Origin of the sequence: Paenibacillus paridis (assembly GCF_006345825.1) — a bacterium.
GTDB lineage: Bacteria > Bacillota > Bacilli > Paenibacillales > Paenibacillaceae > Pristimantibacillus > Pristimantibacillus paridis.
On the sequence record NZ_VCIX01000081.1, the window covers coordinates 36,936 to 54,078 of the forward strand.

10 protein-coding genes and 1 pseudogene are annotated in these 17,143 nt (G+C 50.7%); 10 read left to right on the forward strand and 1 reads right to left on the reverse strand.

Annotated features, from left to right (window positions below):
• Positions 1–12: 12 nt before the first annotated feature.
• The 9 genes and pseudogenes from FJQ58_RS32560 to FJQ58_RS10225 form a co-directional block, all read left to right on the forward strand.
• Positions 13–1,176 (forward strand): annotated as a pseudogene (locus FJQ58_RS32560) (phosphoribosyltransferase family protein); the annotation flags it as partial.
• 30 nt (positions 1,177–1,206) lie between these two features.
• Positions 1,207–2,361 (forward strand): cysteine protease StiP family protein, encoded by a 1,155-nt coding sequence (locus FJQ58_RS32890; protein ID WP_238403967.1) that lies wholly within the window; start codon positions 1,207–1,209, stop codon positions 2,359–2,361.
• Complete coding sequence (locus tag FJQ58_RS10195) at positions 2,358–3,155, forward strand: HAD family hydrolase (protein ID WP_139992945.1); 798 nt, start codon at positions 2,358–2,360, stop codon at positions 3,153–3,155. The genes FJQ58_RS32890 and FJQ58_RS10195 overlap by 4 nt, the downstream gene beginning before the upstream one ends.
• A gap of 49 nt (positions 3,156–3,204) precedes the next feature.
• Positions 3,205–4,242: an ATP-grasp domain-containing protein gene (locus tag FJQ58_RS10200; protein WP_139992947.1), complete on the forward strand. Its 1,038-nt coding sequence runs from the start codon at positions 3,205–3,207 to the stop codon at positions 4,240–4,242.
• Positions 4,243–5,076: 834 nt separating this feature from the next.
• The gene (locus tag FJQ58_RS10205; RefSeq protein WP_139992949.1) at positions 5,077–5,763 is read left to right on the forward strand and encodes a hypothetical protein; all 687 of its coding nucleotides are present in this window, start codon (positions 5,077–5,079) and stop codon (positions 5,761–5,763) included.
• Between the two features lie 116 nt (positions 5,764–5,879).
• Entirely contained in the window at positions 5,880–6,971 is a 1,092-nt protein-coding gene (locus FJQ58_RS10210; RefSeq protein WP_139992951.1) for a toxic anion resistance protein, read from the forward strand.
• 168 nt (positions 6,972–7,139) lie between these two features.
• Positions 7,140–7,319, forward strand: a complete 180-nt coding sequence (locus tag FJQ58_RS10215; RefSeq protein ID WP_139992953.1) for a hypothetical protein — start codon at positions 7,140–7,142, stop codon at positions 7,317–7,319.
• Positions 7,320–7,393: 74 nt separating this feature from the next.
• Complete coding sequence (locus FJQ58_RS10220) at positions 7,394–7,954, forward strand: hypothetical protein (protein WP_139992955.1); 561 nt, start codon at positions 7,394–7,396, stop codon at positions 7,952–7,954.
• An 89-nt stretch (positions 7,955–8,043) separates the two neighbouring features.
• On the forward strand, positions 8,044–8,634 hold the full coding sequence (locus tag FJQ58_RS10225) for a thymidine kinase (protein ID WP_139993168.1): 591 nt from the start codon (positions 8,044–8,046) through the stop codon (positions 8,632–8,634).
• 218 nt (positions 8,635–8,852) lie between these two features.
• Here FJQ58_RS10225 and FJQ58_RS10230 read toward each other — a convergent pair whose 3' ends face one another.
• A complete protein-coding gene (locus FJQ58_RS10230; RefSeq protein ID WP_139992957.1) occupies positions 8,853–9,299 on the reverse strand; it encodes a tellurite resistance TerB family protein in 447 nt (148 codons plus the stop codon).
• 289 nt (positions 9,300–9,588) lie between these two features.
• On the opposite strand from FJQ58_RS10230, the gene FJQ58_RS10235 reads away from it, so the two are divergent.
• Positions 9,589–17,136: a glycoside hydrolase family 3 N-terminal domain-containing protein gene (locus tag FJQ58_RS10235; RefSeq protein WP_238403952.1), complete on the forward strand. Its 7,548-nt coding sequence runs from the start codon at positions 9,589–9,591 to the stop codon at positions 17,134–17,136.
• The last annotated feature ends 7 nt before the right edge of the window (positions 17,137–17,143 follow it).

The window sequence follows — 17,143 nt, forward strand, 5'->3', positions numbered from 1 at the left end:
CAGCTGTTCCAGATGGCAGCGAGAATCAATAAGAAACGAAGCTTCTTATTCGTTAGCAAGGTGCTCGGCAAGCATATTCCGGTCAGGCCTCATGTTTCTTTACTATCAGGCGCGGCACTCGGTTTATTGTATCAGCAGTTCAGAGGGGAGCCGCTTTCGATTCAGATCGAGCAGCTGCTGCAGGCGTTCGAGGCGCCGGATTCCGCAGCCCCTAGCTATGAACAGATGAAAAGCAGCAAAATGAAATTGGCTGAAAAAACGTTGTTTATCGGATTTGCGGAAACAGCAACGGCGCTTGGCCACAGCATGTTTGATATGTTCGAAGGACAGGCATCCTATTTGCATACGACTCGCGAGAGTATCGGGTACATGGCCTCCTGCATTGATTTTGAAGAAGAGCATTCCCATGCGACGACACATCGCTGTTATGCCGCAGATGCTGCATTATTCGAGCAAGCAGAGACGATTGTTCTGGTAGACGACGAGATGACTACGGGCAAAACGACGATTAATATCATTCGTGATTTGCATGAGAAGTATGGCAGAAAAAGCTACGTCGTAGCAAGCCTGCTGGATTGGCGTTCAGAGGAGCATAGGGAGCGCTTCAACGAGCTAGAGCATGAGCTGGGTGTAAGCGTAAACTGCTTATCGCTGGTATCCGGACAAATCGAGGTACAGGGCGCCCCTGTGGAAAGCACGGATTATTTGGTTGAGCAGCGCGGGCAGGAGACGGAGACTACGATTGACTTCCTTTATGTCAATCATTGCTTCGCAGGCCTAGCGGCTGCGGGAGACGAAGTTCCTTACTTGCTGAACACGGGCCGTTTTGGCCTGACGGCAGAGGAAAGCTTGCTGCTGGATCAAGAAGTGGACAGGGCTGCGGCTTATCTAGAGCAGCATAGAACAGGCGGCAAGACGCTTTGCATGGGAACTGGCGAATTTATGTATATCCCCATGCGAGTAGCGGCAAAGCTTGGTCCTCAAGCATGGTACCAGTCGAGTACGCGAAGCCCGATTCATCCTTATATCCACCCGGATTATGCTGTCCATTCCGCATTTCGTTTTGCCTCCCCTGAGCATTCCGATGTGACGAATTTCATGTACAACATCCCGCATGGGCATTATGATGAGATGTTTTTATTTCTGGAACGCGAGGTTGCTACAAGTCGGTTGGAGGAGCTGAAAAGCATTCTTCACTCGTTAGGCATCCCGCGTATCCACATTGTCTATTTCAGTTGCAAACGGCTGGAGAAGCCAGCTGCAATCGGCAGCTATGATCCGGATGATGTTATCTTCTTGCTAAAGGATCTGAGCGGAGTTGCCTTGGAGCAGCGCACCGAGGATCGGGAGACTGCCATGCAGACGGGCGGCCATTATTCCGAAAGCTTGCCGATCGAATATCAGCCTACCGCTGAATATATCCGGCTGTTTGAGCTGACGCTGAATGATTCCGCTGCACGGATAGCGAGAGCCGTCGGCACGGTGTCGGAGATGATCATCAAGAAACACGGATTTGATGTTGTGCTCGCGTCGCTCGCCCGAGGCGGCACGCCGATCGGTGTGTTGATCAAGCGTTACGTGAAGCAAATGTACAAGGTCAATCTGCCTCATTATAGTCTGTCGATTATACGCGGGAAGGGCATTGACGAGAACGCGTTGCTTTATATGAACCAGAACCATCCTGGCAAAGCCGTGCAGTTCGTTGACGGTTGGACGGGAAAAGGAGCTATCCGCAAGGTGCTGATTGACGCTTGTGCACAGATGAAGCGAAAATACGGCATCGAGCTGAATGATGAGCTTGCCGTATTGGCGGACCCCGGCTATTGCGCGGGTACCTTTGGCACGAGAGAGGATTTTCTCATTCCGAGCGCTTGCCTGAACTCAACGGTTTCGGGGCTGATCAGCCGCACTGTGCTGCGGGACGACCTTATTGGGCCGAATGATTTTCACGGGGCTAAATATTACAAGGAATGGGAAGCGTCCGACTTATCTCGTGTCTTTGTAGACAAAATTGCCGCTTATTTCGATGAGACTGTGAGCGAATCTAAGGAAGAAGCCAACCAAATGGAAGCCAGCCCCAGCCAAATGGCGATCACTTGGCAAGGGATGCAGGATATTGCCCGTATCCAAACGGATTTTGGCATTACCGATGTTAATTTAATTAAGCCTGGCGTTGGGGAGACCACGCGTGTTCTTCTCCGCAGGGTTCCGTGGAAAATTTTAGTGGACCGGCTCGATAATCCTAACTTGAAGCATATCCTTCTGCTTGCGCAGGATCGCGGCGTACCTGTCGAGGAATACAAGAATATGACTTATTCATGCTGCGGCATTATTAAAGCCTTGAAGGGGGAAACGGAATGATTTTTGCGAGCGATCTGGATCAAACGCTTATTTATTCCGCAAGATCCAAAGGCGAAACGGCCATTGAAGAGATGGTTCCCGTCGAGCTGTACGAGGGCAGGCACATTTCCTATATGACGAAGCCTGCCATCGAGAAGCTGAAGGAGCTGGCGAGCTTTGTCCGTTTCGTTCCCGTGACGACCCGCATCCCGGAGCAGTTTAACCGTATATTCGGGATTAGGGAGCTGTTCGAGCCGGAGTATATCATCGTAAGCAACGGGGGAACTATTCTGGTTCATGGGCAAGTCGATCAGGAATGGCAAAGCTTCGTCCGCGATGCAGTTAAGCAGCATTGCGCCGCGCATACGGAAATCGCAAGCCTATTCGCCAAAATCTCAAGCGACCATTGGGTCAAATCCAGTGATCTCTGCGATGAGCTATTTTATTCCATTAAGGTGGAACGGGACCGCTTGCCGCTTGAAACGCTGGAGGAGCTGCGCGTGGAGCTTGCTGCGCATGGATGGAGCTATTCGCTTCAAGGGCGGAAAATTTATTTGGTGCCGGAGAAGGTTAGCAAAGGGGCGGCTATTCAATATGTGAAGGAGAAGCTTGGTTCAAGCTTCGTCTATGCCGCAGGTGACAGCTTGCTCGATGAAAGCTTGCTGCTTGCTGCGGACTTTGCACTTTCGCCTGCCCATGGCGAATTGGGTCGAACCTACGATACGCATCCCCATATTCAATTTACGGAAGCCAGAGGAGCGCGTGCTTCGGATGAGCTGCTTGGCACTATTTTGGAGCATGCACGCAGATCTTGAGCACTAATCAGTATATTATTCTTAATGACATGGGAGAAGGTAGACAGACATGACACGCGTATACATGAATCGTTGGTTTTCGGTAGCGTACCACTACATTAATATGATTCGTAATAATCCGGATGGCGAAGCGTTTGAATTTTTTGGCACTCATCCGGATATTAATCATATGTCTTTGCTTGCATCCGATCATATCGGGACAGAGCCGGCTGTTTTTGGCCTGGAGTACGTGAATTTCTGCGTGGATTTCTGTAAGACGAATCGGATCGATATTTTTATTCCCCGCCTGCATATGGAGGAAATCTCCCGATATGTTCATCTATTCGACGAGATTGGCACGAAGGTCATGGTTTGCCGCGATATGGAGCTGCTTGATGCTATGATTGAGAAGGATAAGTTTTACGAGGCGGTGCGGGATAAAGAGCTGGTGACGATTCCAGATTATCGTGTCGTCCGTACCGCGGAAGAATTCAAACAAGCCTATGAAGAGCTTGTAGCGGAAGGACATAAGGTCTGCTTTAAGCCTACAGTATCCGAAGGAGGCATGGGGTTCCGCATTATCGACAACGAGCGTGATCCGCTGCGTGACCTATATGGCTATGTGACGCTGACCACGACGTTTGACCAAGCTTACCAGACTTTGTCACTGACGGAGTCCTTTGAACCGTTGATGGTGATGGAACTGCTCGATGGCACGGAATACAGTATCGATTGCGTGGCTACCGCTGAGGGCGAACTGCTTACCGCGATACCCCGCCGCAAATCGACGGGGCGCACCTATTTGCTGGAAGAATCGCCAGAGTTGCTTGATATTGCAAAGCGAATCGCCGTGTCGCTGCGTATTCCGTACGCCTTTAACATTCAAGTTCGCTATAGTAACGGCGTGCCAAAATTGCTGGAAATCAATCCGCGCATGTCCGGCGGCCTCTATATTACCTGCCTCTCCGGCGTAAACATGCCTTATTTGGCCGTTCAAGCGCTGCAAGGAAAACAGGTAGCACCGCCTGTTCCGCAATTCGGCATTCAGGCCGGCTATGTGGAGCAGCCTCTTATTATGAAGGAAAACATTTTGCCAATCACCAACTAATGGGTCATAACAGGCAATGTGTGTGAAGCTAATCTAATATGCGATATCATTAAGCGGGTTAAGCGAATAACGCCTAAACCAACTAAACCAACTAAACCAACTAAACCAACTAAATAAGCTGAATCAACTTAATATGATGCTGAATCCACTAAATAGCGTTATCCACGAAGAAGGCGGCGAGAGTCCCTTCTTTTTCTTTGGTTGTTTTCGTACAGATTATTACTTTCTTAACCATTACCTGGGATAGATCTACTTTTTAGACCTATTTTGACTAAAGCAGCCAGTTTGGGAGAAATAGGTCTGCTTTTTAGATCTAAATGGCTCTGGAATGGCGTTTTAGCGGCAAATTGGTGGGTTGAAGCTGGGATAGATCTACTTTTTAGATCTATTTCGTCTAATCAAGCCAGTTTGGGAGAAATAGGTCTATTTTTTAGATCTAAATGACTCTGGAATGGCGTTATAGGGGATAATTGGTGGATTGAGGCTGGGATAAAGCGGGAAGATCGTTCAGGAGAACCGAAGTGTTCGCCTCTGAAGAGGGATTCTGGCCTTAAGATGCCTTAGTCAAGCAAAGGATCTGGTTACAAGCGCGAGCGTCTAAAATGATCTATTCGCGCAGCGACCAATAAGAGAAACTTTGGTTCAACTTATGCCGGAGATGATTTAGTGCTGCACTGTATTTGTATTGAAAAGTGCGATTCCACCTGCTCATGACTGAATTGTTTGAATTTTTGTGCTTTTAAAAATTGACTTCCCTATATGAAAAACGAGATAATTGATTTATGGAGACTAGCATAGACTTGAGGATAAGCTAGCTTAAATGGAGGTGCAGCAATGAATGTAACGAATAAAGCCTTAGGCATAGCGATAGGCAGCTACTTGGTCTCGCTAGTTGTTTATTGGGTTTCTTCTCCCTATATAGCTATAGCCATACCAGCAGCGGGAATGCTAGTCGCGCTTTCGCTGAGGCAGCGAGGCCGGAAGGAAATCCAGCCTCCTACAATAGAGCATGAGCAGCAAAGAACGGTCAATTCTCCCCAGTCGCCACCTGAATTACGATCTTCATCCCCGGCTCCTGCTGCGGCACAGGCCGAACCACCGGCATCGCAGCCGGTCATTCAAGATCCGGAGCTTGCTTCTGCTCTAGAGTACATTGGCATTATCGAGGATATGATTTTGCTCGAGGGTGAGAAAAATAATTTGGATGATGAAATTGTTCAGAAGACGCTGGCTTTGCTTGCGCGTCTCAACCGCTTGATTCCGGATTTGGTCGCCTTGGGCGATGCAAGCATTAATCATAACATCGTGCGCTTAATAAGAAAGGATTTGAATTCAACGATTAATCCCTTTTTGCGGTTAAGCGGCGAAGCGAAGCGCAAAAACAGGCGGCTTTTGCTAGATGGCATCAAAGATATCGACTCCAAGCTTACCTTCTACACGAAAACAATTGAGCAGAAGGACCTGATGGAGCTGCATACGAAAGCAGAATTAATTCAACAACGATACCGGCTTACAGACTAAACGATTGTTTTACCGAATGACTGCACGTTTACTAGCCAACCTTCCGTTGTACTAATTCAATGGAGCCTGATGGACTAAATGGCCGTATTACTGATTAACGAAAGGGGAAATGGACAATGGCACAACAACTCGTACAGATAAGAAACGAGGATCTTCAGAAGCTGGAGCAGGAAGTACAAAGCACGATGCAGAAGGTAGCGACTACGGATGCGATGCATCTCGATACGCTAATGGATGAAATCACAAAAAAAGGGCAAAAGACGCTGGAGCGCTCCGGACAGACGCTGACGATGCTGGAGAGACCGCTGTCTGACCTTATGTCCGGCAAACGATCCGAGGTAGCAAGCAACATGCTTAAGCTGCGCAGCGAGGTGGAGGACTTAAGCCGAAGCAAGCAATTGACGCTTGTGCAGAAGCTGATGCGGAAAGCGCCGATGAAAAACTACATTTACAAATACCAATCGGCTAAAACGAATGTACAAGTGATCGTAAAGTCGCTGCGCGACGGTCGCGATAATTTGGAAGAGAATGTCGTGCATATGAGAAATCTAAAGCGCAGCAGTTTGGATAACGTATATGATTTGCAGCTGCTTGTAGAATATGGAAACCGCCTGAAAAAGATGTTTGAGGACGAGATTGCGAAGCCTGAGAATGAACATCGGAAAACGCATTTGGAGCGGGGCCTTCGCAAGGTCGTGACCAAGCTTCAGACGTATACGGAAATGATCATGCTGTATCAGCAAGCAATTGCGGCAACCGATATTATTAATGATACGAATGACAAGCTGATGGATGCCCTGGACAGCTCCATTGACAAAACGCAGCATCTGATGTCGGTATCGGTCTTGATCGCAAGCGCAATCGATGATCAGATGAAAGCGATCGAAGCGGTCAATTCGACGAATGAGATGTTAGGCAACCAATTTGCCGAAAATGCGCGACTGCTGAACGAAACAAGCGAAAAGGCCAATCAAGCGTTGACCAAGCCGGCAATGAGCATGGAGCTGGTAGAGCGGGCAATGTCCGATTTGTTCTCAGCCATGGATAAGTATGAGAATTCGAACCGCCAAATCATCCAAACGGTATCGCAGCAAACGGAGAAAATGACGCAAATCAACCAAAAGGTCGGCCAGCGTTTAGGAATTCAAGGCGGGGCAACAGCTCAATCGGAGCTTCCGAGTTCAGCAGCCAAAGGCTTTTTGGAGTAATAAACAACTCATGCATAACGGACGAGCTCTCTTGGGCTCGTCTTTTTTTGCATAAATAAACACAATAATAAAGGCAATATAGGAGGGAATGCCAAGCTCTCCGCGAAACGACTGTTTTTGCTATTCGGGTAACTGTGGCCGGCGATGTTCCGCTTTTGGAGTCTAAATATGAATAAAATGGAGGATATGGCTCATAAAAAGAGTGCTAGCGGCATAGCCTTAAAGAAAAAACGAGGTGATTACGCCATGATTAGCGGGATTGTCTTAGCAGCGCTACTTGTCGTTTTAATTGTCGTCGCAAGCTCCGAAAGAGCAGAAGCCATCGCGGAACAGACGGGCGTTTTTTGAAGAGGCTAGTAGCGGCTATCTCTGATTTGGTATAATCTTAATTATATTATACTAGCTGATCGGAGGTAATCCATTTGGAGTTTACCTATGAAATTATTTCGGAGTCAAATATCAATGTTCGTTATATATACGGCGGAGAATGGTTTACCTTCAATCTGTTCTACCGCGAGCAGCAATGGGTCCTTCATCCTTTCGATTCCTCGCTTATCCGCAACAAGGATATGAGCAGGCTCGTCATTGCCGATCTGCTTCAGCACCGGCCGTTCCAGGTCATGCTTGCTAAGGAGGGAATCATTCTCTCGGAGTTAAATACTTCGATTCCTCTAGGGCACCAGGAAGCCGAATACGAGGAGCTGCCGCGGCTTGGCGGCCGCTCCGACCGTATTTTTGACGAGGAGCCTCGCCCGTTAGATCAACCGCTTGATATTGAGCGGCTTATTGAGGAAAATGACCTGGAGGATTTGATTCGGTTTGAGGTCGAGCTCATGGAAACCCGTCAAAATATGTACAATCAAATATTGCATCGGATGTTTATGGCTGATTTGGGACCCACTGATCCGGAGTTTCAGAAAATACAGCAAATCGTCAAAGCCTACGGCGAAGCCAAAACAAAGCTTCTAGGCATCGGTTCCTAGCGGCATGAGGGGACTCTGCAAGTTCTAATCGTTTCGTGCCGCCGCTTCCTGTATAATAGGAGCATTGACTGTTTTTGGAGGAGATTTGGTTGGCACAGCTTTATTACAAATACGGCACGATGAACAGCGGAAAATCATTTGAAATTATTAAGGTTGCCCACAATTATGAGGAGCAGGGTAAGCAGGTGCTGATCTACTCGCCTTCCGTTAGCGCGCGAGGCGGCGTAGACCGAGTGGGCTCACGAGTCGGATTTGAGCGGGAAGCGATTCCGGTGCTGGATACGACGAATCTATATGACAGCGTGAAGGAGCGCGTGGCTGCGGCGGTTCCTTCCAAAATCTATTGCGTGCTGATTGATGAGGCGCAGTTTTTGAAGAAGCACCATATCCTAGAGCTTACGCAGGTGGTGGACGAGCTCAATATACCGGTGATGGCATTCGGGCTCAAAAATGATTTTCAAAACCAGCTGTTCGAGGGCAGCTACAACCTGCTCGTTCAAGCGGATAAAATTGAAGAGATCAAGACGATCTGCTGGTTTTGCGACCGCAAGGCGACGATGGTCATCCGTTATTTGGACGGACAGCCGATGAATGCGGGAGAGCAAATCCAGATCGGCGGCAATGAAGATTACAAGCCGGTATGCAGGCGCTGCTACAATGAGGCGTTTCGCAAAGAGTAGCGGCTCATCGGCCGGGTGGCCAATCGTTATTTCGAATAAGCGGTACCTCTAACAAAAAAGAACCTCCAATGCCTATTTTCCTGTGGCTGTGGAGGTTTTTTTTTGCAATATAGAAATGAAACGCGCCGCGCCACTAAAAGATGGCGATAACCGTTTCACCGTCAAAGCTACTTCAGCGTCTTAAGGACGCCGAAGGCGCTTTTGCTTGCCTTATGCCCTTACAGGCTGAACTCGCTTGGGTTCAGTCCCAGCGTGTTGCAGATGTCGCGAACGGCAGCCTGCTCTTGCAAATCGAAATCGCCGTCTGCGGCGCCGATAGCGCTGCACACGCCGACGATAACGCGGCCGACTTCCGGTTTGCTGCGGAATTTGGCAATCGCCTTAAGCGCTTCTTGCTTGCCGATCATGCCGTCAAACTCAATGTTGCCGACGTAATGGTTAAAACGGTTAATCACATCGGTCATATCAAATACCTTTAGCTCTTCGCTGCGGCTGATATAGCCGGCCATCTTTTGTTTTTCGGCGGAATCGATGGAACCGTCAGCTCCTGCAACGATTGCACAGCCCGCGACGACCGCGTCCAGAAAATCTTTATTTTTTAATTTCTTGACCTGATCGTTTAGTCCTTGCTTGGTGCTTTGCAGCCATGAAGAAAATGAGCTCATTTATCGCAGCCTCCTATTGTTCTTTTTTGATGCTATAGCTCTATTGTAGTTTCAAATGGTACCAATTAGCAAATTTTGCGGAACATTGTCTGTTTCTGCTGAACGACGCGAGGATATGGAACCGTTTGCAAATTACGAAAAAACAACGCACATGATCGCAAGAATGCGCCATATTTTCAAACCGCCATCACTTTTATACTTGGAGATAATCTTGTCTATGGCTGCCATTCGCGAGGTGAAGCAGTCGTGGCATAGAGACCGCTATTTCAGTCTTTGAGGAGGGTTTGGCTTGAAAAGAAAGATATCCATGATGACGGCAATGCTGTTGGTCGTTTCGCTTATGACAAGTTTATTGTCGGTTGGCGCGGCGCCTTTGACACAGTCTGCGGGATTGCTTCCGGCCTATTTGGATCCAGCGAAGAGCGTGGATGCCCGGGCAGCGGACTTGCTGTCCCGAATGACACTGGAGGAACGCGCAGGACAAATGATACAGCCGGAGAAGTCCAATATTACACCGGAGGAAGTAAAGCAATATTTCATCGGTTCCGTGCTAAGCGGCGGAGGATCATTCCCCGGCGGCAGGCAGCAGGACAGCACGCGGGAAAACTGGCAAACGCTGATCGACGGCTACCAAGACGGAGCATTGTCCACGCGGCTGGGCATTCCGCTGCTGTATGGCGTGGATGGCGTACATGGCCATAACAATGTGAAGGGCGCGACGTTGTTTCCGCATAATATTGGCCTCGGAGCAGCAAACAATGCTGAGCTGATGAAGCAAATCGGAGCAGCAACGGCCAAGGAAATCCGGGCAACCGGTGCGAATTGGGATTTTGCGCCGACGATCGCCGCACCGCAGGATATACGCTGGGGCCGTACTTATGAAGGCTACAGCAGCAATCAAGCGATTTCCAAGGTGCTCGGCGCGGCCTATATTCAGGGACTGCAAGGAGCGACTGCCGAGGAGCGCAGCCAGACGAAGCATGTTGCGGGCGCTGCGAAGCATTTTCTAGGCGAGGGCTACACGGATAACGGCACGAACCAAGGAAACGTAACGAAATATACGGAGGATGAGCTGATCGCGAGTGATCTGGATATGTACAAAGCTGCGATTGATGCAGGTGTACAAACGGTGATGGCCTCCTACCATAGCATTCAGGGACTCAAAATGCATGCCAACCAGAGGCTGCTCACCGATGTGCTGAAAGGTGAGCTTGGCTTTAAGGGTTTTGTTATTTCGGACTACAACGCTATTCAGCAAATTACCCGCAATCAGGAGGGTCAAGCGATTAGCGGCTTGAGGAATCAGCTGATGGTGTCCGTCAACGCAGGCGTGGACATGTTCATGCTGACGGGTGATTGGAAGGCAAGCCTGAATCATCTCATTAGCCTTGTGAAGGAAGGCAGCATTACGGAGGAGCGGCTTGACGATGCTGTGCTGCGGATTTTGAAAGTGAAAATCTCATCCGGTTTGTTCGAGCATCCGAAGACCGATTCGGACTTGACCGGTGAATTTGGAACCCCCGAGCATCGCAAGCTTGCTCGCCAAGCGGTTGCGGAATCGCTCGTGCTGCTGAAAAACGATGTTGTGAACGGTACGCCGATTATGTCGCAGCTGAAGGATATGGACAAGATTTTCGTTGCCGGCAAAAATGCGAACGATATCGGCAACCAGTCCGGCGGCTGGTCGATCACCTGGCAGGGCGCTTCCGGTGCGATTACAACCGGAACGACAATATATGAAGGTTTAAAAGAAGTTGCAGGTGCTTCGAAGCAAGTGACGTATAACAAACACGGCCGCGGAGCCGCGGGGTATGACGTAGCGATTGCGGTTGTTGGCGAAACGCCTTACGCCGAATCGGCGGGTGACCGCACAAGCCTGAACCTTGACGAGGAAGACCTGGCTACGATCGCGAACATTCGCGCAGCAGACCCGAACATTCCGATTGTGGTCGTGCTCGTATCCGGCCGTCCGCTTACGATTGCAGATCAAATGGATGACTGGGATGCCTTGGTTGCCGCCTGGCTGCCAGGAACAGAAGGCCAGGGCGTCGCTGACGTGTTGATTGGCGATAAGGAGTTCAAAGGGAAAAACCCGATGAACTGGCCGTTCTATTTGACGAATTATCCAATTACAGCACAGAACAGTGCCAACCTGTTGTTCCCTGTAGGTTATGGTCTGGCGAGCGGAGAAGCGACACCGGAGCTGCCTGCCAAGCCTGTGCAACCGGAGCTGCCATCTCTGCCGATACCGGGCAAGGTGGAAGCAGAAGCCTTCTCGGCGAAAAGCAGCGGTCTGAACACCGAGGATACGCAGGATACCGGCGGCGGCAAAAACATCGGTTGGACGGCAGCTGGCGCGTGGCTGGATTACGCCGTCAAGGTGAATGAGCCGGGAACATACAGCGCAGCTTTCCGTTATGCAGGCAACGGCGGAGCGACAGGCATGAAGATCAAGACAGAAGGCGGAGCGACGCTGGGTACATTGAGCGTAGGCTCTACAGGTGGCTGGCAAAGCTGGCAAACGGCTACTGTAGATAACATCGTGCTCAGTAAGGCAGGCCTGCAAAAGCTGAGGCTCGAATTTATCGCAGGAGATATGAACTTTAACTGGGTTGAATTTACGCGTACCGGTGATGTGCCGGCAGGCGGTGACGGTGGGGAGCCGGGGCCGGGCAATGGCGGCGAAGGAGCAGTTCCTCTCATTAACGGAGCCGTCGAGTCATGGATTTCGAGCGAACGCGATGCGGGCGACCGCAAATGGTATTACGCCGACCGCTATCATACGGGGGACAAGAAGCTGGAGAAGCAGCCGAATTTGGCGCTTTCGCTTCCGAACGGTTCGGCAGCAACTGCCATTACGATTGATCCTGACAAACAGTACCAAACGATGCTGGGCATCGGTTCGTCCATGGAGGAATCAACGATTCATAATCTTGTGAAAATGTCGCCAGAGAAGCAGACGGAGCTGCTCCGCAAGCTGATCGACAAGGACAGCGGCATTGGTATGAGCCTAATTCGTTTAACAATCGGAACCTCGGATTTCACGGCGCAGAAGTTCTATTCGTATAACGATTTGCCGCCGGGCGAGACGGATGTGGAACTGAAGAAGTTTTCGATTCAGAAGGATATCGATTTCGGCATCATTCCCACGGTTAAGAAAATCCAGGCGATCAATCCGGACGTGAAGTTTTTTGCTTCGCCGTGGAGCCCGCCGGGCTGGATGAAGACGACGGGCAGCATGATAAGAGGCCAGGTGAAGGAAGAGTACCTTCCTGTGCTTGCAACCTACTATGTTAAATATTTGGAGGCTTACGCGGAGCATGGCATCTACTTCGAAGGCATGACGCTGCAAAACGAGCCTTTGCTTGAAATTGATTATCCAAGTACAGCCATGTCTTGGCAGCAGGCTTCGCGCCTCGCCAAGCTGCTTCGCGCAGAGCTGGACAAAAACAGCAATGCCAAAATCAAAAACGTGAAGCTATGGATGTTTGACCATAATCCGGGCGACACGATGGCGTATCCGGCTCAAATTTTGGGCAACCCGGTCGAAGGGGCTTATGACGCTATTGAAGGAACGGCGTTCCACGATTATGGCGGCGAGCTGTCGATGATGACAGAGCTACAGAAGCTGTTCCCGGCAAAAAGCGTATATTTGACCGAGCGTGCCGTATGGGGAACGACCGGCGCTGACCGGATCGCGCAATATTTCCGCAATTACGCAAAAAGCTACAACAGCTGGGTGACGATGCTCGACAGCGATATTTCAGCGCATCAATGGGTCGGCATTCCCGATCCAACGCCTGTCGTGCAGGATTCTTCCAATCCTGATGCTTACTGGCTCCTGCCTGAATATTATTTGATGGGCCAGTATACGAAATTTGTTAAACCAGGTTACGTGCGGATAGACAGCAACTACGGCTCTGCGGCAACGGTAACGAACGTTGCTTTTGCAAGCCCGGACGGCAAAGAGATTGTAACGGTCGTCATTAATCAGACGAACGATCCGCAGCCGTTCAAGATTTTGGTTGACGGCTTGCAAATCGATGCGGTCATTCCAGCGAAATCGGCAGCTACTTACCGCTGGAACCGTACGCCAATCACGGCTGTTCCAGCAGCTATTGACGCTACGCGCTTCGCATCGGCGGAAGGCGCATACCAAGTTAATGCTGGGGGCTATCTGGGCTCCTTTGCGCCAAATGGTACGGCTTCGTTCGATTACGTAATGAGAGTAGCGGAAGCTGGAGAATACGATCTCGATCTTGCGCTTGCCGGCTTCCAGACGGACGGCTCGGTAAGTTTTAAGCTGAATGGGGAGCCTCTCGTAACGCTTCCGGTTAAGCAAACGACGTACCAATGGGAATATTTTGCGAATCAGCGCGTTCGCACTTCGCTTCCGGCAGGTACGCACAAATTGACGATGTCCGTCAGCAAAAACGATTACAACATTAAGAGTATTGCCTTCTCCAAAGCAGAGACGGCTCCGGTACAGCTGCCGGCGCTTATAGAGGCTAGCAAATTCACGGCTGCGCACAACGTGCTCGTTAATGGCTCGGCTGTAAGCTACGCTGATCCAAATGATTGGATGGAATACGTTGTTCAAGTGCCGGAGGATGGTGAATACGGCATCACGTATCAGTATTCGACGACGAATGACGGCGCCAAGGCGGAGCTTGCTGTGGAAGGCCAAGTTGCGGCAACGACTGAGCTGCTTAACAGCGGCAGCTGGGATACATGGGCTACCGCTTCGGATACCATTGCTTTGACGGCTGGCATCCACACGCTGCGCGTAAGCGTCGCAGACCAGGGCTTTAATTTGAATGCAATTGCGATTGGTCCGGCAATACTTGCTGACGCTTCTGCGGTGACCGAAGGCGCGGAGGCAGGCAAAGAAATTAAAGTAACGCTGCTTAACGATCGTTATAAGGAGGAGCTGACCGCCTCCAATTGGTCGATTTCGGGGTATGCGGGAACGGTGGTCGAAAGCGTCTACCGTGCGGATGACCATACCGCGAAGCTCGTGATTGGCGGATCAGCAGCCCGAGATTATGATACGGACCAGACGGTCACGGTAACTGCCAGCGTGTACGAGGCAGCATCCGGAAGCGTGGGCCAGCCCATGAAAACAAAGGTCGTTTTCAAAGCTATCAATGATCCTGAGACACTGACCTTGTCCGAGAGCAGCCTATCTTACGGAGTTAACGGCAAAGAGCTTACCGTTACGCTCAATGGCGGCACGTTCGTGCCGGATAAGCTGAGTGCCATTACGCTAACCGGAACGGCTGTTTCATTAGGCGGCGTATCGCTTCGGGGAGCTGAGCTTCTAAGCCCTACAAGGGTGAAGCTAACCTTGAATTGGAACGAAAAGGTTTATTACAACGAATTGGCGCTGCAGGTGAACGTTCCTGTACAGGCATATGATGATTCAACAGGCGGTTCGGCGTTAACCGCAGCAGCAGCGCTGCTGGGAACCGAAAACGTTAAAACGCCGATGGACCTGCTTGCCTTCGATTCATTAGACAAGTTCAACCGAATCAATGGATTTAACGTGACAGGCACAGGAAGCGCAAGCCGGTTGACGCAAATCGACGCTGGCGATTACGCTGACTATTTGGTAAATGTGCCTGCTGCTGGCGAGTATGTCGTCACTTTTAAAGCGACGTCGAACGGCCAAGCTATGAATGGCATTATCTTGGAGGCGCAGGATGGTGCCTTACGCAGAACGCTAACCGTGCCGAATCTTTACAATCAGGTTGTGGAAATGCGTGCGGTTATTGCACTAGGGGAGGGACCCCAAAAGCTTCGCCTTGCCGCCGGAGCTTCCGGCTACGAGCTCAGAGGCATTAAGTTCGAGCCGTATGCCATTCAAGTCATGGATGAGAGCGCAACTATGAAGATCGAAGCGGAAAGCTATAGCCGTGCTGACGCGGCTGCCGTTCAAAGCCAGATGAACGGCGAAACGCTGCTGTTCAAAAACGTAGGCTTTATCGCCGCTGGCGGATCGCTATATTATGATGTGAATATTGCAAAAACAGCCTTTTATAAAGTGAGTTACCGTTATGCAACGCCGCAGAGCGGGGTGAGCGGAACCCTTTCGGTCAACGGTGAGAAGCTGTCGACGACGCCGCTTGGCGCAAGCGGCGGATGGGACACGTACACCGAGGCTTCCGGCATTGTGAAATTGGCCGAGGGCGCTCAGGAAATTCAGTTTACTAGCAACAATGATGGAGCTAACCTGGACTGGTTCACGCTAGAGGAGACGGAAGAGACGGCTCCGGTCGAGGAAGGCAGTGTGGCCATTCCGCAGGCATCGCTTAAAGCGGGCACCTACAAAGGCGCTCAGCGGGTCGTTTTAACCTCTGTTACTGAGGGAGCAGCCATTTATTACAAGACGGACGGCACGCTGCCAAGCAGCGGGAACGGCCAGCTGTATACAGGAGAGCTGGCGCTTAAGGACTTGGCGGTGCTTCGCACCATCGCGGTGAAAGCAGGCATGAAGGACAGCTACGTAGCGCCATTCACGTACATCATTACGGATGGCGAGGAGCCGCAGGTGCCAACGCCAACTCCGACGACGGCACCGACGCCTTCCCCATCAGCGGCACCGACACCGACGCCTACAACGGGTGGGCCGGTAGCCACGCCGCCAGCCGCAACGCCTACGGCGACTGCCGGTGGCTTGAAGGTTATTGCTGCGCCTACACCAGCGTTGGATGCGGCCAGCGGCTTAGGAAAAACATCGATTAGCCAATCTCAAATTGATGCTGTAGTGAAGCAGGGGCAAGTGGGGAATGTACAACAAGTGAAAATCGAGGTTTCGGCAGTGAGCGGCGCGAAAGGCTACGAGGTGCAGCTGCCTAAGGAAGCCATTAGCGAAGCTAAGCTGTCTGTGCAGTATGAGATTCACACGGATACAGGTACCATTATCGTACCTAGCCACATGCTGAATTCGCTTCCTGCGGGTGCGAAGAACGTGTCTATCGTTATTGCGAATGCCGACAAGGCCAAGCTTAGCGAAGAAGCGCGCGCCGCAATCGGCAGCCGCCCAGCCGTCGAGCTTAACCTTTACGTAGATGGCGTTAAGGTGGAGTGGAGCAACGCAGATGCGGCCGTGCATGTATCGCTTAACTATGCATTAAGCGCGAATGAAGCGCCGAGTGCGGAGCATGTGACCGTATGGCATATCGATGGTGCCGGCAAAATCACTGCCGTACCGAGCGGCAAATACGACCAATCCAAGGGCGCAGTTGTCTTTACGGTCAATCACTTCAGTGCCTATGGCGTTGTGCTCGTTCATAAATCATTTGATGATTTGGGCAAGCATGCTTGGGCAAAGCAAGCTATCGAAGTGATGGCGTCCAAGGGCATCATTAATGGCGTGTCGGACAAAACTTACGCTCCTGCTCAAAACGTGAAGCGGGCAGATTTTATTACTTTGCTTGTGAAAACGTTAGGTCTGAGCGCGAATGCGAGCGGAAATTTCAGCGATATTGCGAGTGATGCTTATTATTATGATGCGGTAGCAATAGCTAAGAAGCTTGGCATCGTGAACGGACGTTCGGATGGCTCATTTGATCCGAATGCTTCGATAACCAGGCAGGAAATGTTTGCGATGACCGCTAGAGCGATAGAAGCTTCAGGGAAGAAGCTGGATGCAGGGAACGCCGAGCAGCTCGCAGCATTTTCAGATTTAGGGAAACTGGCAGCTTATGCGGCTGACAGCGCGTCTCTGCTGGTAGCGAACGGAATCGTGAAAGGTGACGGCACGAAGCTGAATCCGCTTGGACATACAACGCGCGCGGAGGCAGCAGTGATCATGTATGCGATTTATAACAAGTAGGCTTTAA